Here is a 21192-nt window from a genome sequence, read left to right as displayed (position 1 = left end):
GATCGGCGGCGGCAGCGCCTTAAGATGCGGCTCCTTTTCCTGACGACGATGCCCGCATGTCCGATCTGAACGCCCTGTTCGAAACCGCCCAGGCCAACGCCAAACTGCTCGCCGAGCGCCCCGACAACCCGACGCTGCTCAAGATCTACGGGCTCTTCAAGCAGGCCACGGCCGGCGACAACACCGAGAAGAAGCCGAGCTTCGGCGACATCGTCGCGCGCGCCAAATGGGAGGCCTGGACCACCCGCAAGGGCCTCGGCGCCGACGAGGCCAAGCAGGCCTACGTGGACCTGATCGAGTCGCTGCGCTGACGCGCGCCGCGGCGCGCTAGCCGACGATGCCCCGCTCGCGCAGCGCGGCGATCTGCGCTTCGCTCAATCCCACTTCGCGCAGCACCGCATCGGTGTCTTCGCCCAGTGCCGGCGCGTTGCGCCGATGCGCGGCCGGCGTCAGCGAGAGCTTCGGCACGAAGCCCGGCACCGCAAGCGCACTGCCGTCGGCCATCTCGACCTGCCGCAGCATGCCGCGCGCCGCGTAGTGCGGATCGGCGGCGATGTCGGCGATGGTGTAGATGCGGCCGGCCGGCACCTGCGCCGCGGCCAGGGCATCGAGCACGGCATCGACCGTGCGCGTGGCGGTCCAGGCGCCGATCGCCGCGTCGAGCGTCGCCACCTGCGCCACGCGGCCCGCGTTGTCGGCCAGCGCGGGGTCGGCTGCCAGATCGTCGCGGCCGATGCAGCGCATGAGCCGGCGGAAGATGCTGTCGCCGTTGCCCGCGACGATCGCGTAGCCGCCGTCGGCACAGCGGTAGGCGTTGGTCGGTGCGATGCCCGGCAGCGCGCTGCCGGCGGCCTCGCGCACGGCGCCGAACGCGCTGTACTCGGGCAGCAGGCTTTCCATGCAGTTGAAGACGGCCTCGTAGAGCGCGACATCGATCACCTGTCCGCATCCGCGCGGATGCTGCACGCTCACCGTCGCGCGGCGATGCTGCAGCGCCAGCAGCACGCCGATCACGCCGTGCAGCGAGGCCAGCGTGTCGCCGATCGAGACGCCCACGCGCACCGGCGCACGGCCCGGCTCGCCGGTGAGATGACGCAGCCCGCCCATCGCCTCGGCCACGACGCCGAAGCCGGGCCGGTCGCGGTACGGGCCGGTCTGACCGTAGCCGCTGATGCGCAGCATCACCAGCGCCGGGTTGGCCGCCAGCAGTTCGTCGGGGCCGAGCCCCCAGCCCTCCATCGCGCCCGGGCGGAAGTTCTCGATCAGCACGTCGGCATCGGCCGCCAGCTGACGCACGATCGCCTGCGCCTCGGGCTCGCGCAGGTCGAGCGCGAGCGAGCGCTTGTTGCGCGACTGCACCTGCCACCAGACCGAGGTGCCGTCCTTCAGCAGGCGCCACTGGCGCAGCGGGTCGCCGCCCCGCGGTGCCTCGATCTTGATCACCTCGGCGCCGAAGTCCGCCAGCGTGCGGGCCGCGAAGGGGCCGGCGATCAACTGGCCGAGCTCGATCACCTTGAGCCCGGCGAGCGGCCCGGCCGCGGGGGGCGCCGTTGCGGGGCTGCTGTTCACTTCCAGTCTTTGTCGTTGTAGGCGTCGTCGTCGACGGATGCGTCGTCGGTGCCGGTGCCCATCAGCGCGTCGAGGTTCTGCGTCAGGCGCTGCTCGATCTGCTCGCTGAAGCTGCTGTAGAGAAAGCCCAGCGTCGCACGGAGGGTGATGGTGTCGGCCGTGACCTCGCAGGTGCCGTCGATGCCGGCGCGCGAGAACCGGGCGAGGTCGCAGCGCTCGCCTTCGTCGTAGCTGCATGCCACACCGTAATCCTGCTCGGCCTTCTGCACCCATTGCCGGGCGATGCCGCGGGCGGCAGCCAGTCCCAGCGTGTGCTGTCGTTCGATGTGGATATCAGGCACCGGGGCCTCCATGGTTGTTGTGGTTGTCGGAATCCGGGGCCGGCCGCGCGGCCGTGGACGCGGCGGCGGTCTCCGCCTTCAGCGCCGGCACGCGCTCGTCCTGCGGCAGCGCCGCCAGGCGCTTGACCTCGGCATAGAAGCGCGGCCAGTTCTCGTCCTCGTGCTCGAACAGCGCTTCGAATGCGGGCACCAGGTCGTCGTAGGCGGCCTGGGCGCCGAACAGGGCGTTGTTGGCGCGCGCGACCCAGCCATCGTAGGCGCCCTGGCGCGGGCCGGTCCAGGCGGCGCGCAAGGCGGCGTAGCGGCGGCGGAACGCGTCCATCGCGGCCTTCTTGCGGGCCTCGACGGCCGGCCAGTCCTGCGCCTTCGCTTCCCTGGAATCGTAGATGCCGGACAGCACGCGCCGCGTGTCGGCGGCCAGCGCGCGGAACTGCTGGCGCTGCGCATCGAACTGCGCGTATTCCGCGCGCGCGGCCTCACCGGCCTGGGTGCGCAGCCAGCGTGCGCCGCCAATGCGTTCGACCGCGGTCGCGTAGGACTCGTTGAACACGGTGTCGCCGGGCACGTACAGCACCTGGTGCGCCAGTTCGTGGAACACGATGCGCGCGAGCTCGCCCTCGGGATAGCCGATGAAGGTGGACAGGAGCGGATCACCGCCGAGCCAGTTCATCCAGCCGAGCGTCGAATAGGCCGGCACGGGATAGACGACGGCCTCCAGGCCCTGCGTCGTCTGGGCCGCCGCCTCGGCCTTGGCGGCCGCCTCGTCGTAGTAGCCGCGGTAGCCGACGCAGCCCACGATCGGAAAGCACCAGGTCTTGAGCGTGAGCGAATACGGCGGCGCGGCGACCACGTTCCAGACCGCGGCGGCCCGATGCAGATCGGCATAGCGGGTGTAGCTCGCGTTGTCGGGCAGGCCGAGTTCGGTGACGGCGAAGCGGCGGATGCGTTGCGTGAGCTCCAGCTTGGCCTTCAGCGCCGCCGAGGTGGACGGATCCTGCAGCCACTGCGGCACCGGGCGCGCGGCCCGCATCAGGTTCAGATGGCCGCTGGCCGACTGCCAGCAGTAGCTGGCGTCGGCACAGCCCGCGAGCAGCGTCGCGCACGCAACGCCGGCCAATGCCGCTGCGGCAGCCCAGCGGCGACGACTCATGATGCGGCGGCCTCGACCTGCACCAGGCAATCGTAGAAGGTCGGCCCGCGGCCGATGTCGGTCAACCGCTGGCTGGTGAGCTGGTTGACGTTGGTGCCATCGAGCCCGAGCTTGCGCCACCAGACGCCGAGGCCGTGCACCACGCCCGGCCGAGCGCGGCGCGAGATCTCGGCGCGGCAGCGGTACTCGCCGCGCGGGTTGAAGACGCGCACCGTCGCACCGTCCTCGATGCCGCGCGCCGCGGCGTCGGCCTCGTTGATCTCGAGCAGCGGCTCGCCCTCGATCGCGCGCAGGCTGCGCACATTGACGAAGGTCGAATTGAGGAAGTTGCGCGCCGGCGGGGAAATCATCGCCAGCGGAAACTCGGTGGAACTGCCCGCCGGCTCATGGTTGGGCACGTGGTCGGGCAGGCCGTCCTGGCCCTGCGCGGCCAGCCGCGCGCTGAAGAATTCGCAGCGGCCCGAGGGCGTGGGGAAGCGGCCTTCGGCATACGGCGCATCGGGCAGGTCCAGGCGGACGAAGCCTTGCGCCATCAGCTGGTCGAAGTCGATCGAGGCCTCGCGCGCGAACGCGAGGCGGCACAGCGTCTCGTCATCGTCGGAGAAACATGGCTCGACGAAGCCCATGCGCCGCGCCAGCTCGCGGAACACCCAGGTATTGCTGCGCGCCTCGCCGCGCGGCGCCAACGCGGGCCGGTTCAGCATCACGTCGGTGTGGCCATAGCTCGTGTGGATGTCCCAGTGCTCGAGCTGCGTGGTGGCCGGCAGCACGTAGTCCGCATAGTCGGCGGTGTCGGTCTGGAACTGTTCGAGCACCACCGTGAACAGGTCCTCGCGCGCGAAGCCCGCCACCACCTTGCCCGAATCCGGCGCCACGGCGACGGGGTTGCTGTTGTAGACCACGAGGGCGTCGACGGGGTTCGCCGTATCGAGCAACGCATCGCCGATGGCGCTCATGTTGAGGGTGCGCGGCCGCCGGCCCGCGAGCAGGTCGGGCCGCTGCAGCGCGGCGCGGTCCACCGGGAACTGGCCCGAGCTGCTCAGCAGCAGGCCGCCCGCCCGATCCCGCCATGCGCCGACCAGCGCGGGCAGGCAGGCGATGGCCCGCGCGGCATTGCCGCCGCCGTGCACGCGCTGCATGCCGTAGTTGAGGCGGATCGCCGCCGGCTTCGTGGTGCCGTAGGCGCGCGCCAACGCCGCGATCTGCGCCTCGGGCACGCCGCAGACCGCCGCCGCGCGGGCCGGCGGCCATTGCAGCGCACGCGCGCGCAGCGCGTCCCAGCCCAGGGTGTGGCGCGCGATGTAGTCGGGGTCGAGCCAGTCGTTCACGATCAGTTCGTGCATCAGCGCCAGCGCCAGCGCGGCGTCGGTGCCCGGCAGCAGGGCCAGGTGCTCGTCGCACTTGTCGGCGGTCTCGGTCCGGCGCGGGTCGATGCACACCAGCCGGGCGCCGGCGCGCTTGGCGGCCTGCGCATGGCGCCAGAAATGGAGATTGCTGGCGATCGAGTTGCTGCCCCAGATCAGGATCAGCTTCGCCTCGGCGAAGAACTCGACCCGCATGCCGACCTTGCCGCCGAGGGTGTAGCCCAGGGCCTCGCCGCCGGCGCTGGAGCAGATCGTCCGGTCCAGCAGCGAGGCGCCGAGCTTGTGGAAAAAGCGACGATCCATCGACTCGCCCTGCACCAGGCCCATGGTGCCGCAGTAACTGTAGGGCACAATCGTTTCGGGATTTTTACGTCTGTGGCGCTCCAGCTGCGCGGCGATGTCATCCAGCGCGGACTCCCACGAGACGGGCTCGAAGCGTCCACTGCCCTTGGGGCCGGAGCGCTTCAGCGGTCGAACGATGCGCTCCGGGTGGTCGTTGCGCTCGATGTAGCGCGAGACCTTGGTGCAGAGCACGCCGGCCGTGTGCGGATGCGCGGGGTTGCCCTGGAGCTTGACGGCGATCCCGTCCTGCACGGTCGTCACGAGCGCGCAGGTGTCGGGGCAGTCATGGGGGCAGGCGCCCCGTACTTGGATGAGGGAGTTCATGGCGTCGACCGGGGCAAGAACCATCGGGCGAGTCTAAGTTGTGCGTCGCGGATGCGCGTGAAGGGGTTTTCGATGATGGATCGCAGGCACTTTTCACTCGCCGTGGGCGCAGCGGCGCTCGGGGGCTTCGGCATCGCGCGGGCACAGGCCGAGACGCCGATCGTGCTCGGCCAGTCGGCGCCGTTCACCGGGCCGGCCGCGCAACTCGGCATCCAGTTCTACCAGGGCGCGAAGCTCTACCTCGATCAGTACAACGCGCAGCCGGGCCACCGCGAGGTCGTGATCAAATTTCTGGACGACGGCTACGAGCCCGATCGCTGCGCCGCCAACACGAAGAAGTTCATCGACGACGACGTGTTCTCGCTGTTCGGCTACATCGGCACGCCCACCAGCCTCGCCGCGCTGCCGCTGGCCGTCGATGCGAAGCTGCCCTTCATCGCGCCCTTCACCGGCGCCATGGCCCTGCGCGACCCCTTCCACAGAAACGTGTTCCACCTGCGCGCCTCGTACAACGACGAGACCGCCGTGATCGTGAAGCAGCTCACCAACCTCGGGCTCAGGAAGATCGCGGTGTTCTACCAGAACGACGCCTACGGCAAGGCCGGGCTGGACGGCGTGAATCTCGCGCTCGCCCAGCTCAACCTGAAGCCCATCGCGCTGGCCACGGTCGAGCGCAATTCGGTCGATGTCGCGGCGGCGGTGGCGACCATCACGGCCAAGGGCCCGGATGCGGTGGTCCAGGTGGGCGCCTACAAGGCCTGCGCCGCCTTCATCCGGGCGGCGCGCAAGGAGGGCTATGGCGGCACCTTCTTCAACGTGTCCTTCGTCGGTACCCAGGCGCTGGCGGACGAACTCGGCAAGGACGGCGCCGGCGTGGTCGTGACGCAGGTGGTGCCCTCGCCCTACAGCCCGGCCAACGCGATCACGCGCGAGTTCGTCGAGGCGGCGAGCAAGACCGACGGCGCGACCAAGGCCAACTACTCGAGCATGGAAGGCTATCTGGCCGCCAAGGTGCTGGTCGAAGGCCTGCGGCGCGCGCCCTCGGGCAAGGTCTCGCGCGACGGCTTCATCGCCGGGCTGGAAAGCATCGACCGCCAGCAGTTCGGCGGCTTCGAGGTGTCGTTCTCGCCGCGCAACCACGTGGCCTCGAAGTTCGTCGAGCTGTCGATGATCACGGGCGACGGAAGAGTCCGGACCTAGCCTGCCGCGCTCCCGGCGAGGCCGTCCACCGCCTGGAACATGGCCTGCCGGGCCTGGCTGATGATCTGGCCGCGCCAGGCGTCGCTGTCCGTGTAGAACGCCTCCAGCATCCGCGCGCGGATCGACGCGGCCAGTTCCGCCGGCGCCTCCGGATGCTTGTGCAGCCAGTGGTCGGCCCGCAGCGCGCCGGTCACCTCCAGGATCGGCAGGGTGCCGTATTCGAGCGCGATGCCGGTGTATTCGGCGCGCGGGCATTCCTCGTAGATCGCCGTCCACATCAGCCCGGTCAGGAAGGCCGAGGTCGAGGAGCCGTCGTAGATCGAGGTGACCGGCGCGGCGGGCGTGCCCCACCAGGCATTGGCGCGCTGGTAGGCCGGCTTGTCGTCGCTGCAGGCGAAGATGCGCTCGCCGACGCCGCTGGGGCCAAGACCCGTGTGCAGGTCGATCCAGGCCAGCCTGCGCGCGGCCTGCGCCTCTGCGCGCAGCACCTCGCGCAGCGTCGCGTTGCTCCAGGTCGGCGACTTGCCGCCGAAGAAGAGGCCTTCCTCGAACTGGTACTGGCCGCCGCTCACTGCGGCCTGGTAGGCGGTCACGCCGTGCTGCCCGATCCACGCCGAGATCGCGGCCTGATTGCCGGCATCGGGCGGCCACACCTCGGGCAGCAGCAGCGCGTGCAGTTCCGCATAGGCGGCGTTGACCGGCGCGGGCCGGGAGAAATCGATGAAGTTGCGGTTCAGGTCGACGTTCTCGTTCGTCACGCGCCGCCCATGCGAGAAGCCGTGGGGATTGAGGGCATGCACGTACAGCACCGCCACGCCTTGCGCGCGGGCCTTCTCGCGCCATTCGGCGTCGTGCAGCGCGAACACCTGGACGCCGCTGCCGCAGTAGCCCTCGACGCCGTGGCAGGCGCTGGTGACGATCAGCAGGCGCTCGGCATCCGCGTCGCCGTCGAGCGCGACATCCATCGCCAGCGCTTCGCCGTCGCGGCCCTTCAGCGGATGGGCATGCGAGCGCACGGCCAGCCCCGCGTCGGCGCAGGCCTGCAGGAATTTCTGGCGCGCCTGGGCATAGCGCGACGAGAAGGCTTCGGCAATTCCGATCATTGGAGGAACTCCTCGGCCAGCCGCACCCAGCAGGTGGCGCCCAGCGGGATCAGATCGTCGTTGAAGTCGTAGCTCGCGTTGTGCAGCATGCACGGGCCGCCGCCGTGCTGCGCGGCGCGGTGGCTGCCGTCGCCGTTGCCGATGAAGGCATAGGCGCCGGGCTTGGCCAGCAGCATGAAGGCGAAGTCCTCGGCCGTCATCGCCGGGTCCTGCACCAGCACGTTCTCCTCGCCGACGATGCCGGCCATCACGCGGCGCGCGAAGTGGGCCTCGTCGGCGGAGTTGAGGGTCGGCGGGTAGTTGCGGTGGAAGCGGAACTCGCACTGCGCGTCGTGGGCGGCGCACACGTGCTCGGCGACCTGGCGCATGCGCGCCTCGATCAAATCGAGCACCTCCAGCGAGAAGGTGCGCACCGTGCCCTGGAGCTGGCAGGTGTCGGGAATGACGTTGGTGGCCTCGCCCGCATGGATCATGGTGACCGAGATGACGCCGGCATCGGTCGGTTTCTTGTTGCGCGTGATGATGGCCTGGAAGGCCTGCACGATCTCGCAGGCCACCAGCACCGGATCGACGCCCGTGTGCGGCAGCGCAGCATGGCCGCCCTTGCCCCGGATGGTGACGAAGAACTCGTTGCTCGACGCCATCGCCGGCCCCGGGCTGACCGCGAACTGCCCGACCTTCATCCCCGGCCAGTTGTGCATGCCGAACACGGCGTCCATCGGGAACTGCTCGAAGAGCCCCTCCTTGACCATCTCGCGCGCGCCGCCGCCGCCCTCCTCGGCCGGCTGGAAGATCAGGTAGACCGTGCCGTCGAAATTGCGGTGCTTGGCCAGATGCTGCGCCGCCGCCAGCAGCATGGCGGTGTGCCCGTCGTGGCCGCAGGCGTGCATCTTGCCCTTGTGCTGGCTCGCATGGGCGAAGGTGTTGAGTTCCGTGACCGGCAGCGCGTCCATGTCGGCGCGCAGCCCGACGGCGCGGCCGCTGCTGCCGTTCTTGACGATGCCGATGACGCCGGTGGTGCCGAGCCCGCGATGGATCGGAATGCCCCACTCGGTGAGCTTGGCCGCCACCACGTCGGCGGTGCGGACCTCCTGGAAGCAGAGTTCGGGATGGGCGTGCAGATCGCGTCGGACCGCAGCGATGCCTGCCGCCTGGGTGACGAGGGAATCGATGAGTTTCATGGGCACAGTCTAGGCCCACTCCCACACGAAGTGGGTAGGTCTGGGGTGTGCGAAGAGCTTTGGGGTGTGCCAAGATGGTTTTATGGCCCATCCGCTTTCAGCCCGCAGCCTCGAATTCGCGCAGACCCTGGTGCGCATGAACACCGTCAGCGCGAACAGCAACCTCGAGCTGATCGACTTCGCGCGCGACCACCTCGCCGGGCTGGGCATCCGAAGCCGGCTCACCTACAACGCCGACCGCACCAAGGCCAACCTGTTCGCCACGCTCGGCGCCGGCAAGCCGGCCGGCGTGATTCTCTCGGGCCACACCGACACCGTGCCGTGGGACGGCCAGGACTGGAGCGTCGACCCGCTCTCGGCCATCGTGCAGGACTGGCCGCAGGACAACGACGACGACGAAGCAACTGCCGTGGAGCCACGGCTCTACGGACGCGGCGCGGCCGACATGAAGAGCTTCATCGCGATCGCGCTGGCCAATGCCGAACGCTTCATCGAAAGCGACTCGCCCTTCGCGGTGCACTTCGCCTTCAGCTACGACGAGGAGGTCGGCTGCTTCGGCGTGCGCGAGCTGATCGCCGACATGAAGGACCAGCGCATCCAGCCGCTGGCCTGCATCATCGGCGAGCCGACCCACATGGTGCCTGCGATCGCGCACAAGGGCGTCTACCGCTACCGCTGCTGCGTGCGGGGCAAGGAGGCGCATTCGTCGCTCACGCCGCAGTCGGTCAACGCCATCGAGATGGCCGCGCGCGTGGTCGGCAAGCTGCGCGACATGGCCGACGGCTTCGAGCGCGACGAGCCGCGCTACGAAGGCTTCGACGTGCCCTACAGCACTGCCAGCGTCGGCCAGTTCCACGGCGGCATCGCCGACAACGTGGTGCCGCGCGACGCCGAGTTCCGCTACGAATTCCGCAACCTGCCCACCGCCGATGCGCTGCTGATGCAAAAGGAGATCGCGGCCTATGCCGCCCGCATGGAGCCCGGCATGAAGAAGGTCGCGCCCGATGCCGGCTTCAGCTTCGAGACCCTCTGCGAGGTGCCGAGTTTCCTGGGCTCGGCCAGCGCCCCGGTGACGCGGCTCGCGCAGCGCCTGGCCGACGAGCCGCGCACCACGCTGGTCGCCTTCGGCACCGAGGCCGGTATCTTCAAGGGCGCGGGCATCCCGACCGTGGTTTGCGGCCCGGGCAGCATCGTGCAGGCACACCAGCCGGACGAGTTCGTGACGCTGGCGCAATTGGCACGCTGCGAGACGTTCCTTCAGCAGCTTGCGAAGACCAAGGAGATTCGCTGAAACGGATCGCACTGGGCCTGCTGTGCGCCGCCGCGCTGCTCTACGCGGTGGCAGCGGCGCTCGAAGCCAGGCACCCGGCCTGGGGTTACATCGCCGCCTTCGCCGAAGCGGCAATGGTCGGCGCGATCGCCGACTGGTTCGCGGTGGTGGCGCTGTTTCGCCATCCGCTCGGCCTGCCGATACCGCACACCGCGATCATCCCGGCCAACAAGGACCGCATCGGCGCCAGGCTCGCGGGCTTCATCGTCGACAATTTCCTCAGCACGCCGCAGGTGCTGGCCAAGCTCGCGCAGTTCGATCCCGCCGCGCGGCTGGCGGACTGGCTCGCGCGGCCCGAGCGCGCGGCGAAGCTGGGCGAGCTCGTGGTGGCTGCAGCGCGCTACGGCCTCGGCGCCTTCGACGATGCGCGCGTGCGCGACTTCCTCGGCCGCATCGCGAGCGCGGGGCTGGCGCAGGTCGACGTCGCGAAGCTGGCCGGCCAGGCGCTCGATGCGCTGACGGCCGGCGGGCGCCACCAGGCGCTGCTCGACGACGTGCTGGCGCAGGTCGTGCAGGTTGTCGAAGGCGACGACGTGCAGACGCAGATCGCCGACGCGATCGCGCGTGAGATCAAGGCGCTGCGCTACGTCGGCCTCGACCAGGTCGCTGCACGCCTGGCCACGCGCAAGATCGTCGCCGCGGCGGCGCGCACCATCGCCGAGCTGGCGGCCGAGCCCGCGCATCCGCTGCGGCTGCGCTTCGATGGCTACATGACGGATTTCGTCGAACGCCTCAAGACCGATCCGGATTTCCAGCGCCGCGGCGAGGCCATCCGCGACGAGCTGCAATCGCACCCGGCGCTCGGCGACTACCTGCACGGCTTGTGGAGCGAGCTGCTGGCCTGGCTGCACGACGATCTGGCCCGCGACGATTCCAGCATCCGCCAGCGCATCGTCGCGATGGCGGGCGCGCTGGGCGCACGGCTGCAGGCGGACCCCGCGATGCGGCGCTGGATCAACGAGCAGATCGTCGATGCCGCGCCGCGCGCGATCGAGCGCTACCGCGAGGACATCCGGCGCTACATCGTCGAGCGCGTGGCCGAATGGAACACCGGCGAGATGACGGTCGAGCTGGAGCGCCACATCGGGCGCGACCTGCAGTTCATCCGCGTGAACGGCACGCTGGTCGGCGGCCTGGTGGGGCTGGGCATCCATGCCCTGACCCAGGTCTGGAAGGGCTAGGAGGCGAGCGAACGCTGCTCGGCGATCACCAGCAGGCCGTCCATGATCAGGCCGTCGACGAGTTCGAAATCGCCGTTCATGCTGGGCGCCATCTTCCAGCCCGCGCCGCCGGTCATGTAGCAGGCCGGCTCCGCCGCGCAATGCGCCCGCACGTGCTGCACCATGCGCTCGACGGCGCCCGCAATCGCATAGGTGCCGCCGCTGGTCAGCGCATCGCTGGTGTTGGTCGGAAAGGGCCGCACCTCGCCGGTCGGGACATGCAGGCCGGCCGTGCCCGATTCGAGCGCGCGCAGCATGATGCCGTGGCCCGGCAGGATCAGGCCGCCCATGAACCGGCCGTCGGCGTCCACGGCCTCGACGGTGACCGCGGTGCCGATCATCACCACCACCATCGGACGCGCCGGCCCCTGCTGGAGCATGCGGTGGCGCGCGCCGATCATCGCCACCCAGCGGTCGGCGCCCAGGCGCGTCGGATGGTCGTAGCCGTTGACGATCCCGGCCTCGGCCGCGCTGGCGACGACCCACTGCGGCGAGCAATCGAAGCGCTCGCCCAGCTGTTCCTCCGCCCGGCGCCGCACCGCATCGCCGGCCACCACGCAGCCCAGCACGGACGCCGGCGCGGGCAGGTCGGCCCAGGGGCCTTCGGCCAGCCGCTCGATGTGGTCGAGGAACTCGGCCCCGTGCGCCTGCAGCACGGCGCCCGGCCGCGCCGCGTCGTAGAGGGACCACTTGAGGCGGGTGTTGCCGATGTCGATCGCGAGGAATGCCATGCGCGGGATTATTGCGAGTTGTGCTTACGGGCGCTTGCACATCGGAGAGCCGCCTGCGCGCAGCCGTCATGTTCAGACGTTAAAGTGCCTGCTCAACCTCAACCACGGCGCAAGGAGAACACCATGGGTTTGCTGAGTTTCATCAAGGAAGCGGGAGAAAAACTGTTCGGCGGCTCGACCGCCCAGGCCGCGGAACCGAGTCCGAATGCGGAGCAGGTGGCGGCCACGGCCATCAAGACCTACATCGAAACCCAGAACCTCGGCCTGACCGGCCTCGAGGTGGCCTATGCCGCCGCGACCGGCGTGGTGACGCTCTCGGGCCAGGCGCCTTCGCAGGAAGCGAGCGAGAAGGCTTCGCTCGCCGCGGGCAACGTGCACAACGTGACGCAGGTCGACAACAACCTGACGGCACCCGAGGCCGCTCCGGCGCAGTACCACGACGTGGTCCGGGGCGACACCCTGTCGGCGATCTCGAAGCAGTACTACGGCGATGCCAACAAGTACAACGCGATCTTCGAGGCCAACAAGCCGATGCTCACCAGCCCCGACAAGATCTACCCCGGCCAGAAGCTGCGCATACCTCCACTGGGCACGTAAGCACACGGGCCACCATTCGCCCCTTTCGTGGAACACCGCGGAACCGGCTTCGCCGGGCCGCAGGTGTTGCCCCCTGCAAGGGGGTTGGCGAAGCGACACGCAGTGCGCGAAGCCTGGGGGTTAGCTTTGTTTCCAGGGGAGACCTCGGAGGCGCCAGCCGCCTTTGCGGCCACGATGGCCCTCTGCATCGGCGTCGCCCTCGAAGCCTTCGAGGATGTTGTAGGCCTCGATGCCCAGCTCGGTGGCGCGCTTCGCGGCGGCGATCGAGCGCACGCCGCTGCGGCACAGCAGCACGGCCTTCTTGCCTGCCGGCACGGCGGCGCGAATGCCCTCGTCGAAGCCGGCGTTCGGCGCCATGCCCGGCCATTGCTTCCATGCGAGCGCGACCGCGCCCGGCACATAGCCGACCCATTCGCGCTCCGCGTCGCTGCGCACGTCGACCAGCACCGCCTGGCCGCTGTGCATCCACTCGGCGGCCTGCTCGGGCGTCACGTCGCCGGCATAACCTTGGGCCGGCTTCGAATTCTGCGTTGTCATGGCGATTCCCATCCTGATGGATCCTTGCGTTCATTGAGACTGCCGATTCTCGGCCCTTCATGAAACCCTCCCCGCCTCTCCACCCTTCCCACGCCTGCGATGAATTCATTTCTTGAACGCCTGGGCCGCGCGATCCGCCGCCTGCTGTCCGGCCTCGGACGCGCCGCGCCGCCGCTCGGCCCGGACCAATGGACCGACGGCACCTTCTCGCAGCAAGGCCGCGCCATCGCCTACAAGCTGTTCGTGCCGGCGCGAGGCACGGGCACGCCGCGGCCTCTGGTGGTGATGCTGCACGGCTGCACCCAGAACCCCGAGGACTTCGCCACCGGCACCGGGATGAACCGGCTGGCCGCCGAGCGCGGCTTCCTGGTCCTGTATCCGGCGCAGTCGCCGCGCGCCAACGCCGGCAAATGCTGGAACTGGTTCATCACCCAGCACCAGCGCGCGGATCGCGGCGAACCCGCCCTGCTGGCGGCACTCACGCGGGAGGTCATCGACCTGCACGCGGCCGACCCCGGCCGCGTCTACGTGGCCGGCCTGTCGGCGGGCGGCGCGATGGCCGACATCCTCGGGCGCACGCACCCCGAGCTCTTCGCCGCGGTCGGCGTGCATTCGGGCCTGACGGCCGGCGCGGCGCACGACCTGATGTCCGCGCTCGCCGTGATGAAGGACGGGCCGGCCGCAGCGCCGGCCGACGCCCCGGCCGTCGGCCCGGCGCCGCCGACCATCGTTTTCCACGGCGATGCCGATGGCACGGTGCATCCCCTCAACGGCGAGCGCGTGGTGGCGGCCGCGCTCGCACAGCGCGAGGGCGGCGCGGCGGTGCCGCAGCAGAGCGAAGGCCGTTCGCCGCAGGGCCAGGCCTTCACCCGCCGCCAATATGCCGATGCCCGCGGCCGCATCGATGTCGAAGCGTGGCTGCTGCACGGCGCGGGCCACGCCTGGGCCGGCGGCAGTGCCGCGGGCTCGTTCACCGATCCGGCCGGGCCGGACGCGAGCGCCGAGATGCTGCGCTTCTTCCTCGCGCATCCGATGCCGAAGCGCGCCGACAAAGACCGATAGGCCGACTCGCGCGTTGCATCCGCAGACAGGAAGGATCCGTCGATGCATCACCCTCTCGCTTCGAAGCCGCGACCGCGCACGGCATGGCTGCTCGGGCTCGCGCTGCTCTTCACCGGCCTGCAGGCCTTGGCGCAGCAGGATCCGCCCGGCCGCGTCGCCCAGCTGAATTTCCACCAGGGCACGGTGAGCTTCTCGCCGGCCGGCGACGACAGCTGGTACGACGCCGCGCCCAACCGGCCGCTCACCACCGGCGACCGGCTCTGGACCGACCGCGGCGCGCGCGCCGAGCTGTACATCGGATCCACCGCGGTCCGGCTCGACGACCAGACCGAACTCGCGCTCTCCGAGCTGAGCGACGACACCGCGCGCCTCACCGCGCTGCAGGGCAGTGTGGCCGCGCGGGTGCGCGACGATCTCGCGGGCCGACGCTTCGAGATCGACACCGGCAACCTCGCCGTGGTGATCGACGCAGCGGCCGACCTGCGCATCGATGCCGATCCGGACTCGGACATCACCCACGTCGCGGTCGCCTCGGGCAACGCGACGCTGTACGGAGAAGGCGGCGAATCCCTGCAGCTCGGCGGCCGCCAGCAGCTGACCGTGTCGGGCCGCCATCTCGCGGCCGTGAGCGGCACGCCGGTGCAGGCCGGCGCCGACGCCTTCGAGCGCTGGGTGGCCGAGCGCAGCCGGCTCGAGGACCAGTCGGTCTCGGCCCGCTACGTCTCGCGCGAAGTGGCCGGCTACCAGCAGCTCGACAACCACGGCGACTGGCAAAGCGATCCGGACTACGGCGAGGTCTGGTATCCGCGCGACGTCGACGCCGACTGGGCGCCCTACCAGGACGGCCAATGGGTCGACGTCGCGCCCTGGGGCTGGACCTGGGTCGACGCGGCGCCCTGGGGGTTCGCGCCCTTCCACTACGGACGCTGGGCGCGCATCGGCCGGCGCTGGTGCTGGGTGCCGGGCCGCCCGAACGCGCGGCCGGTGTATGCGCCGGCGCTGGTGGGCTTCATCGGGGGTGCCGGTGCTGCCCTGTCGATCGGCGGCGGCCGCAATGGCGTGGGCTGGTTCCCGCTCGCGCCGGGCGAAGCCTGGCAGCCGGGCTTTCGGGCCAGCCAACGCTACATCGACGAGGCCAACCGCTCGCTCGCCGCGAACCGCCAGGCCGCGGCGCGCAATGCCGAGTTCGCGAACCAGCGCGCACCGGGCGCGGTCACGATCGTGCCGTTGGACCTGTTCGGCCGCGCGCCGATCACGCGCCGCGACATCCTCCGGCTGCCGGATGCGCGCGTGCCGGCCATCGCGGCGGCCACGGCGCCGCCGGTTCCGCTGCGCGGCGAGCGCGGCACGGGCGCCCCCGGCCGTCCGGCCGGCGCGCTGCCGCCGGGCATCGCGCAGGGCCGGACGCTGCAGAGCGGCGGCCCGCCGCCTGGCCCGCTGCGGCTGCCGCCTGCGCCGCGGCCGCCACAGCTTCAGCCACGCGAAGCGATGCGGCAACAGCAGGAATTGCAGCAGCAGGCGGCGCAGATGCAGGCTCGGCAAATGCAGCTTCAGCAACAGCAGGCTCAGCAGATCCAGCTGCAGCAGCAACAAGCCCTGCGCGCGCAGCAGCAGATGCAGCAGGCCCAGCAGATGCAACAGCTGCAGCGGCAGAACACGCTTCGCCTGCCGCCCGGCCTTGCACCGCCCCAGCAACCGCCGCAACCGCGCGAACCTCAGCAGCAACAACAACAGCAACGTCGACCCGGCGACACCCGTTTCCAGAACGGCGCACAGGGCCGCGAACCGGGCGGCTCGTAGCCCTCCACGAGCGCGCGGGCCCGCGGCGCCGGTACAGTCGGTGCCAAGGAGCATCCATGCGCACATTCGACTTCGACCTCTTCGTGATCGGCGGCGGCAGCGGCGGTGTCCGCGCCGCGCGCATGGCGGCCCAGCGCGGCGCGCGCGTCGCGCTGGCCGAGTGCGCCGAGCTCGGCGGCACCTGCGTCAACGTCGGCTGCATCCCCAAGAAGCTCTACAGCTACGCGGCCGGCTATGCCGAAGCCTTCGAGGAAGCGGCGGGCTTCGGCTGGTCCATCGGCGAACCGCGTTTTGACTGGGCCACGCTGAAGGCGAACCGCGCGCGCGAGATCCGACGGCTCAACGGCATCTACCGCGGCCTGCTCGACGGCGTGGGCGTGACCCTCATTCAAGGCTGGGCGCAGCTGGCCGATCCGCACACGGTGCAGGTCGACGACAAGCGCTACACGGCGCGCCACGTGCTGATCGCCACCGGCGGCATGCCCTTCGTGCCCGAGCTCAGCGGCCGTGAGCACGTGGTCGTCTCGGACGCGATGTTCGACCTCGATCCCTTTCCGAAGCGGCTTGCGGTGGTCGGCGCGGGCTACATCGCCTGCGAATTCGCATCGATCTTCAATGGCCTCGGCGCGCAGGTCACGCATCTGTGCCGCGGTGCGCATCTGTTGAACGGCTTCGACGATGATGTGCGCCATTTCCTCGCCAAGGAGATGACACGCACCGGTATCGACATCCGCTTCAACACCGAGATCAACATGATCACGCGGCAGAAGGACGGCCTGTGCGCGATGCTGTCGCGCGGCCAGCGCGTCGAGGTCGACACCGTGCTCTATGCCACCGGGCGCGTACCCAACACCCAGGGGCTCGGCCTCGAAGCAGCGGGCGTGACGCTGGACGCGAAGGGCCGCGTGGCGGTCGATGCGCACTACCGCAGCTCGGTGCCTTCGGTCTACGCGGTGGGCGATGTGTCGACCCGCCAGCAGCTCACGCCGGTCGCGCTGGCCGAGGCGATGGTGGTGGTCGACACCCTGTTCGGCAAGGGCCGGCGCCAGCTCGACTACGAATTCACGCCGACCGCCGTCTTCACGCATCCGAACATCGGCACCTGCGGCTACACCGAGGCCGCGGCACGCATGAAGTTCGGCGAGGTCACGCTCCACTCGAGCGAATTCCGCGCGCTGCGGCACACGCTCTCGGGCAGCGGGGAGCGCACCTTCATGAAGCTGGTGGTCGACAAAGCCAGCGACCGCGTGGTCGGCCTGCACATGGTCGGCCCGGATGCGGGCGAGATCGTGCAGGGCTTCGCGGTCGCGATGCGCGCGAGCGCGACCAAGGCGATGTTCGACAGCACCATCGGGATTCATCCGACGGTGGCGGAGGAGTTCGTGACGATGCGCGAGCCGATGCCGTGAACAGGCTCGCCAACAGGCTGATCAGCGCGTTTGCTGCTTGCCTTCGAGCAGCTTGACCATCACGAACAGCACGCGGTTCGCGGGCGTGGGCACGCCGAGCGCCTCGCCGCGCCGCACGACCAGGCCGTTGAGGTGGTCGATCTCGCTGAGCTTGCCGCGTGCGAGGTCTTGCGCGGTCGATGAGTACTGCGACGGCATGGACTGCGCAATGCCGCGCACGGCCGCATCGATGTCGCTCGGAATGACGATGCCTTCGGCCTTCGCGACGGCCAGGCATTCGGCGACCACGTCGCGGATCACATCGCTCACGCCCACGCCCTTCACGAGCACGCCGTAAGGCAGCTGCGACACGGCCGACAACGCGTTGTACGCGCAATTCAGGATCAGCTTGGCCCAGAGCGAACCGCGCACGTTGTCGGACATCTGCGCGGGCACGCCCGCGGCGACCAGATGCCGTGCGATCGTCTCGCTGGCGTGGGACGACGCAATCACCAGCTCACCGCGGCCGTGGTGCTTCACGTGGCCCGGACCGGCCATTTCGGTGGCCACATAGACCACGGCCGCAATCACCGCGTTGGCGGTCAACACCGAACGCACGCGCTCGTCGTTGTCGACGCCGTTCTGCAAGACGAGCACCAGCGCACCGGGTGAGAGATGCGGCTTGATCTGCGCTGCGGCCGATTCGCTGTCCGTGGACTTGACGCAGAACAGCACGAGGTCGGCGCCCTGCACCGCGCTCGGCTCGGTGCTCGCATCGAGCCGCAGGTGTTCGTCGAAAGCCTTCGTCTCCAGCCGCAGCCCGTTCGCACGAACAGCCTCCACATGCAGGGGCCGGCCGATCAGCACCACCTCGTGACCCGCGCGCGCCAGCATGGCGCCGTAGTAGCAGCCGACTGCGCCGGCGCCCATGACTGCGACTTTCATCGATGCACTTCCCTGGTTGTTCGGTTTTCGAGGCTGACGGCGACCGGCACTTCACGCTTGCGCCCCCGCGACTTCAGCCCCTCGTCCATCAGCCATTCGCGAAAGGCCACGAAGGCCGGCAGGTCGAGCCGGTCCGGCCGGTAGCAGAGGTAGTGCCCCTGGTCCACGCTGACCGGCGTGCCGCAGGGGCTGATCAGCGCGCCTTCGGCCAGCTCTTCCTGCACCAGCAGCCTGGGCACCAGCCCGATGCCCAGGCCGTTGAGCGCCGCCTGGATCAGCGCCGAATATTGAGCGAAGCGCGGCCCCGCCATGGTCTTGACTTCGGGCACGCCGTGCTGCGCCGCCCATTGCCGCCAGGCCATCGGCGCACCCTCGTGATGCAACAGCGTGCGGCCCGCGATATCGGCCGGCTGCGCGATGCGATGGCGCCCTTCGACCAGCGCGCGCGCCGCGATCAGCACGAACTCGCGCCCTGCGATGTATTCGGAGACCACGCCCGGCCAACCGTCGGGGCCGTAACGGATCGCGGCATCGACGCCGGCCGGAATGCCGTCGTTCGGCTCCAGGTGGCGGCTGAAGCTCAGCATCACATGGCGGCTCTTCTGGCTGAAGGCCGGCAGGCGCGGAATCAGCCACTTGGTGAGGAAGGTGGGCACGCTCGCGAGCGTGAGCAGACCGGCGCCGGCATCGCCCGAGCGCGCCTCGAAGCTCGCGGTCTCGATGGCGCGCAGACCGCCCGAGATCTTCTGCCAGTACACGCGCCCCTGCGACGTGAGCTGCACGCCGCGGCCGTTCTTCTGCAGCAGCTCGCGGCCCAGGAAGGCTTCGAGCCCCGCGATCTGCTTGCTGACCGCGCTCACGGTGATGCACAGGGCGCCGGCCGCGAGCGTGATGCTCTGGTGGCGCGCCACGGCGTCGAAGGCCAGCAGTTCCTGGATGGTGGGGCAGTCGCGCTTCATGCAGGGCTCCGATGGATGAAAGCGTCGTGAAAAACACTGTCTGATTGCTCAAGCGTCGTCATCCAACTTTCACCCATGCGTTCGCTGTTGCTTCCTAGAATTCCCGGCAAGCGGCGGCTGGCCGTGCGCAAAAAGTAGAGCATCCGGAAAGTATGCCGATTGCACAAGACTTTTGGAGACAAACTTGGTTCGCGGCATCTCGCTCATCTACGGCCTGTACCTGCTGCTGCCGATCGCCCTGCTGCTGATCGGCAGCTTCGGCGGCAACTGGACCAACACGCTGCTGCCCACGGGCGTCACCGGACAGTGGTACCTCGACCTGTGGCTCGACACCTCGTTTCGCAAGGCGTTCGCGAGCAGCCTCGCGGTGGCCCTGTCGGCCTGCGTGATCAACACGGTGCTCGCACTGCCCCTGGCCTACGCGCTGTACCACGGCGCCCGGCGCGGCGGCAGCCTGGCCGCACGCGTCGTGAGCGCCACGCCGGTCGCGGTGCCGACCATCACGCTGGCCTTCGGCTACATGATCGCGTTCAACACCGACCTCACGCCCTGGCTGGGTTCGATGCCGCTGCTGATCGCGGCGCACGCGATCCTCACGCTGCCCTACCTCACCAACACGCTGCTGGCCGATCTGCGCCATCTGAACCTCGGGCGGCTCGAACAGGCGGCCGCGACGCTCGGTGCCTCGGGCTGGCAGCAGTTCACCGGCATCGTGCTGCCGAGCCTGCGGCAGAGCCTGATCAGCGGGCTGGTGATGGTGGCGGCCATTTCGGTGGGCGAGTTCGGGCTGTCGAACCTGCTCACGAGTTTCCAGAATCGCACCTACCCGGTGGTGCTGTTGCAGGCCTTCTATGGCGCGACGGGTTTTGCCTGCGCGGCGACCGTCATCCTTCTCGTGCTGGCGAGCGCGTCGGCCCTTCTTTCTTCCTCTCTGGTGAAGCAGCCGTGAGCCGCCGGGCCGCTCCCAAGGCGAACACCGCAGCGCGCAGCGCGAAGGTTACCCATCCATGAGCCTCCTTTTCGACAACGTCAGCTACAACTACCCGGGCAGCTCGCACGGCCTGCACGATGTATCGCTCGATGTGCGCACCGGCGAGCTGGTGGCGGTGATCGGGCCGAGCGGCTCGGGCAAGTCGACCATGCTCAAGCTGGTGTCGGGCCTGGAGACGGGTCACACCGGCCGCATTGCGCTCGGCGGCGAAGACATGTCCCGCACGCCGGTGCACGAGCGGCACATCGGCATGGTGTTCCAGAGCTATGCGCTGTTTCCGCACCTGAGCGTGCTGGACAACGTGGCCTACGGGCTCAAGTTGCGCAAGGTGGCCACGACCGAAAGACGCCGCCGCGCGCAGGAGTTGCTCGACATCGTGGGGCTGGGTGAATACGCCCAGCGCGCGGTCGCTCAGCTCTCGGGCGGCCAGCAGCAGCGCGTGGCCCTGGCCCGCGCGCTCGCCATCGACCCGCGCGCGCTGCTGCTCGACGAACCGCTCTCGGCGCTCGACGCCGGCGTGCGCGGCCACCTGCGCGACCAGATCCGCGCGATCCAGCAGCGCTTCAACGCGACCACCTTGCTGGTCACCCACGACCAGGAAGAAGCGCTCGTGATGGCCGACCGGGTGGCGATGCTCAAGGACGGCCGGCTGCTGCAGATTGCCACGCCGCGCGACATCTACGAGAACCCCGCGAGCCGTGCGGTGGCGGAGTTCGTCGGGCTCTCGACGATCCTGCCCGCGAAGGTGGCCGCGCCGGGTCGGCTGGACCTGGGCTTTGCCGAGCTTTTCGCCGCCACCGGCAGCCGCCCGTCCGGGACCGCGGTGCATCTGCTGGTGCGTCCCGAACACATCCGGCCCGACCCCGCGCCCGACAGCGTGAACCGCCTCGCGGGCCGCACCGGCGCGCAGCGCTACCTGGGTGCGCTCACGCGCTACGACTTCGAAGTGGCTGGCGCCCCCAAGGCCTTCCTCGCCGAGTCGGCTGCGCCGGCTGCCGAGGCCATTGCCATCGCCCCCGAACACCTTCGCCTGCTCGACCACTGAGCCGGCCCCTTTC

20 protein-coding genes are annotated in these 21192 nt (G+C 69.8%); 10 read left to right on the top strand and 10 right to left on the bottom strand.

Going from position 1 to position 21192, the window contains the following annotated elements; all coding sequences use genetic code 11:
- Positions 1–56: 56 nt before the first annotated feature.
- Positions 57–311, top strand: coding sequence for an acyl-CoA-binding protein (locus tag WDLP6_RS03365; RefSeq protein ID WP_162591202.1), 255 nt, complete (start codon positions 57–59; stop codon positions 309–311).
- A gap of 16 nt (positions 312–327) precedes the next feature.
- On the opposite strand, the gene WDLP6_RS03360 is transcribed toward WDLP6_RS03365, so the two are convergent.
- From WDLP6_RS03360 to WDLP6_RS03345, 4 genes are read right to left on the bottom strand one after another with little or no spacing between them, the layout of a single operon-like run.
- Positions 328–1569 carry a CaiB/BaiF CoA transferase family protein gene (locus WDLP6_RS03360; protein WP_162591201.1) on the bottom strand — a complete coding sequence of 414 codons (1242 nt, stop codon included), beginning with the start codon at positions 1567–1569 and terminating at the stop codon, positions 328–330.
- Positions 1566–1910 (bottom strand): polyhydroxyalkanoic acid system family protein, encoded by a 345-nt coding sequence (locus WDLP6_RS03355; RefSeq protein ID WP_162565783.1) that lies wholly within the window; start codon positions 1908–1910, stop codon positions 1566–1568. Before WDLP6_RS03355 ends, WDLP6_RS03360 begins: the two co-directional genes overlap by 4 nt.
- Positions 1903–3060 (bottom strand): aminopeptidase, encoded by a 1158-nt coding sequence (locus tag WDLP6_RS03350; protein ID WP_162591200.1) that lies wholly within the window; start codon positions 3058–3060, stop codon positions 1903–1905. The genes WDLP6_RS03355 and WDLP6_RS03350 overlap by 8 nt, the downstream gene beginning before the upstream one ends.
- Positions 3057–5114, bottom strand: coding sequence for a molybdopterin-containing oxidoreductase family protein (locus tag WDLP6_RS03345; protein WP_162591199.1), 2058 nt, complete (start codon positions 5112–5114; stop codon positions 3057–3059). The genes WDLP6_RS03350 and WDLP6_RS03345 overlap by 4 nt, the downstream gene beginning before the upstream one ends.
- Before the next feature lie 48 nt (positions 5115–5162).
- On the opposite strand from WDLP6_RS03345, the gene WDLP6_RS03340 reads away from it, so the two are divergent.
- Positions 5163–6290: an ABC transporter substrate-binding protein gene (locus tag WDLP6_RS03340; RefSeq protein WP_162591198.1), complete on the top strand. Its 1128-nt coding sequence runs from the start codon at positions 5163–5165 to the stop codon at positions 6288–6290.
- Here the strand turns inward: WDLP6_RS03340 and WDLP6_RS03335 are convergent.
- Both WDLP6_RS03335 and WDLP6_RS03330 read right to left on the bottom strand, forming a co-directional pair.
- Complete coding sequence (locus WDLP6_RS03335) at positions 6287–7393, bottom strand: M14 family metallopeptidase (protein WP_162591197.1); 1107 nt, start codon at positions 7391–7393, stop codon at positions 6287–6289. The two genes, WDLP6_RS03340 and WDLP6_RS03335, sit on opposite strands and share 4 nt — an antisense overlap.
- On the bottom strand, positions 7390–8574 hold the full coding sequence (locus WDLP6_RS03330; protein WP_162591196.1) for a M20 aminoacylase family protein: 1185 nt from the start codon (positions 8572–8574) through the stop codon (positions 7390–7392). The genes WDLP6_RS03335 and WDLP6_RS03330 overlap by 4 nt, the downstream gene beginning before the upstream one ends.
- An 82-nt stretch (positions 8575–8656) precedes the next feature.
- Here WDLP6_RS03330 and argE point away from each other — a divergent pair, with 82 nt between their 5' ends.
- Complete coding sequence (gene argE / locus WDLP6_RS03325) at positions 8657–9865, top strand: acetylornithine deacetylase (RefSeq protein ID WP_162591195.1); 1209 nt, start codon at positions 8657–8659, stop codon at positions 9863–9865.
- Positions 9866–9912: 47 nt separating this feature from the next.
- A complete protein-coding gene (locus WDLP6_RS03320) occupies positions 9913–11085 on the top strand; it encodes a DUF445 domain-containing protein (protein ID WP_232076948.1) in 1173 nt (390 codons plus the stop codon).
- Here the strand turns inward: WDLP6_RS03320 and WDLP6_RS03315 are convergent.
- A complete protein-coding gene (locus tag WDLP6_RS03315) occupies positions 11082–11855 on the bottom strand; it encodes a type III pantothenate kinase (protein ID WP_162565776.1) in 774 nt (257 codons plus the stop codon). The two genes, WDLP6_RS03320 and WDLP6_RS03315, sit on opposite strands and share 4 nt — an antisense overlap.
- 123 nt (positions 11856–11978) lie before the next feature.
- Here WDLP6_RS03315 and lysM point away from each other — a divergent pair, with 123 nt between their 5' ends.
- Entirely contained in the window at positions 11979–12452 is a 474-nt protein-coding gene (gene lysM / locus WDLP6_RS03310; RefSeq protein ID WP_162591194.1) for a peptidoglycan-binding protein LysM, read from the top strand.
- Between the two features lie 120 nt (positions 12453–12572).
- On the opposite strand, the gene WDLP6_RS03305 is transcribed toward lysM, so the two are convergent.
- Entirely contained in the window at positions 12573–12989 is a 417-nt protein-coding gene (locus tag WDLP6_RS03305) for a rhodanese-like domain-containing protein (protein WP_162591193.1), read from the bottom strand.
- A gap of 99 nt (positions 12990–13088) precedes the next feature.
- Between WDLP6_RS03305 and WDLP6_RS03300 the strand changes: the two genes are divergently transcribed.
- From WDLP6_RS03300 to gorA, 3 genes are read left to right on the top strand one after another with little or no spacing between them, the layout of a single operon-like run.
- Complete coding sequence (locus WDLP6_RS03300; protein ID WP_162591192.1) at positions 13089–14051, top strand: extracellular catalytic domain type 1 short-chain-length polyhydroxyalkanoate depolymerase; 963 nt, start codon at positions 13089–13091, stop codon at positions 14049–14051.
- Positions 14052–14093: 42 nt separating this feature from the next.
- Entirely contained in the window at positions 14094–15851 is a 1758-nt protein-coding gene (locus WDLP6_RS03295; protein ID WP_162591191.1) for a DUF6600 domain-containing protein, read from the top strand.
- A gap of 56 nt (positions 15852–15907) precedes the next feature.
- Entirely contained in the window at positions 15908–17260 is a 1353-nt protein-coding gene (gene gorA / locus WDLP6_RS03290) for a glutathione-disulfide reductase (protein ID WP_162591190.1), read from the top strand.
- A gap of 21 nt (positions 17261–17281) precedes the next feature.
- Here gorA and WDLP6_RS03285 read toward each other — a convergent pair whose 3' ends face one another.
- Entirely contained in the window at positions 17282–18184 is a 903-nt protein-coding gene (locus WDLP6_RS03285) for a ketopantoate reductase family protein (RefSeq protein WP_162591189.1), read from the bottom strand.
- Complete coding sequence (locus WDLP6_RS03280) at positions 18181–19143, bottom strand: LysR substrate-binding domain-containing protein (protein ID WP_162565769.1); 963 nt, start codon at positions 19141–19143, stop codon at positions 18181–18183. Before WDLP6_RS03280 ends, WDLP6_RS03285 begins: the two co-directional genes overlap by 4 nt.
- A 184-nt stretch (positions 19144–19327) precedes the next feature.
- Between WDLP6_RS03280 and WDLP6_RS03275 the strand changes: the two genes are divergently transcribed.
- Both WDLP6_RS03275 and WDLP6_RS03270 read left to right on the top strand, forming a co-directional pair.
- Positions 19328–20092, top strand: a complete 765-nt coding sequence (locus tag WDLP6_RS03275) for an ABC transporter permease (protein WP_162591188.1) — start codon at positions 19328–19330, stop codon at positions 20090–20092.
- 58 nt (positions 20093–20150) lie between these two features.
- Positions 20151–21179, top strand: a complete 1029-nt coding sequence (locus WDLP6_RS03270) for an ABC transporter ATP-binding protein (protein WP_162591187.1) — start codon at positions 20151–20153, stop codon at positions 21177–21179.
- The last annotated feature ends 13 nt before the right edge of the window (positions 21180–21192 follow it).

Source organism: Variovorax sp. PBL-E5 (assembly GCF_901827185.1).
GTDB lineage: Bacteria > Pseudomonadota > Gammaproteobacteria > Burkholderiales > Burkholderiaceae_C > Variovorax.
The sequence above is the reverse complement of the archived record's forward strand: the minus strand, read 5'-3'. Positions and strand labels throughout refer to the sequence as shown.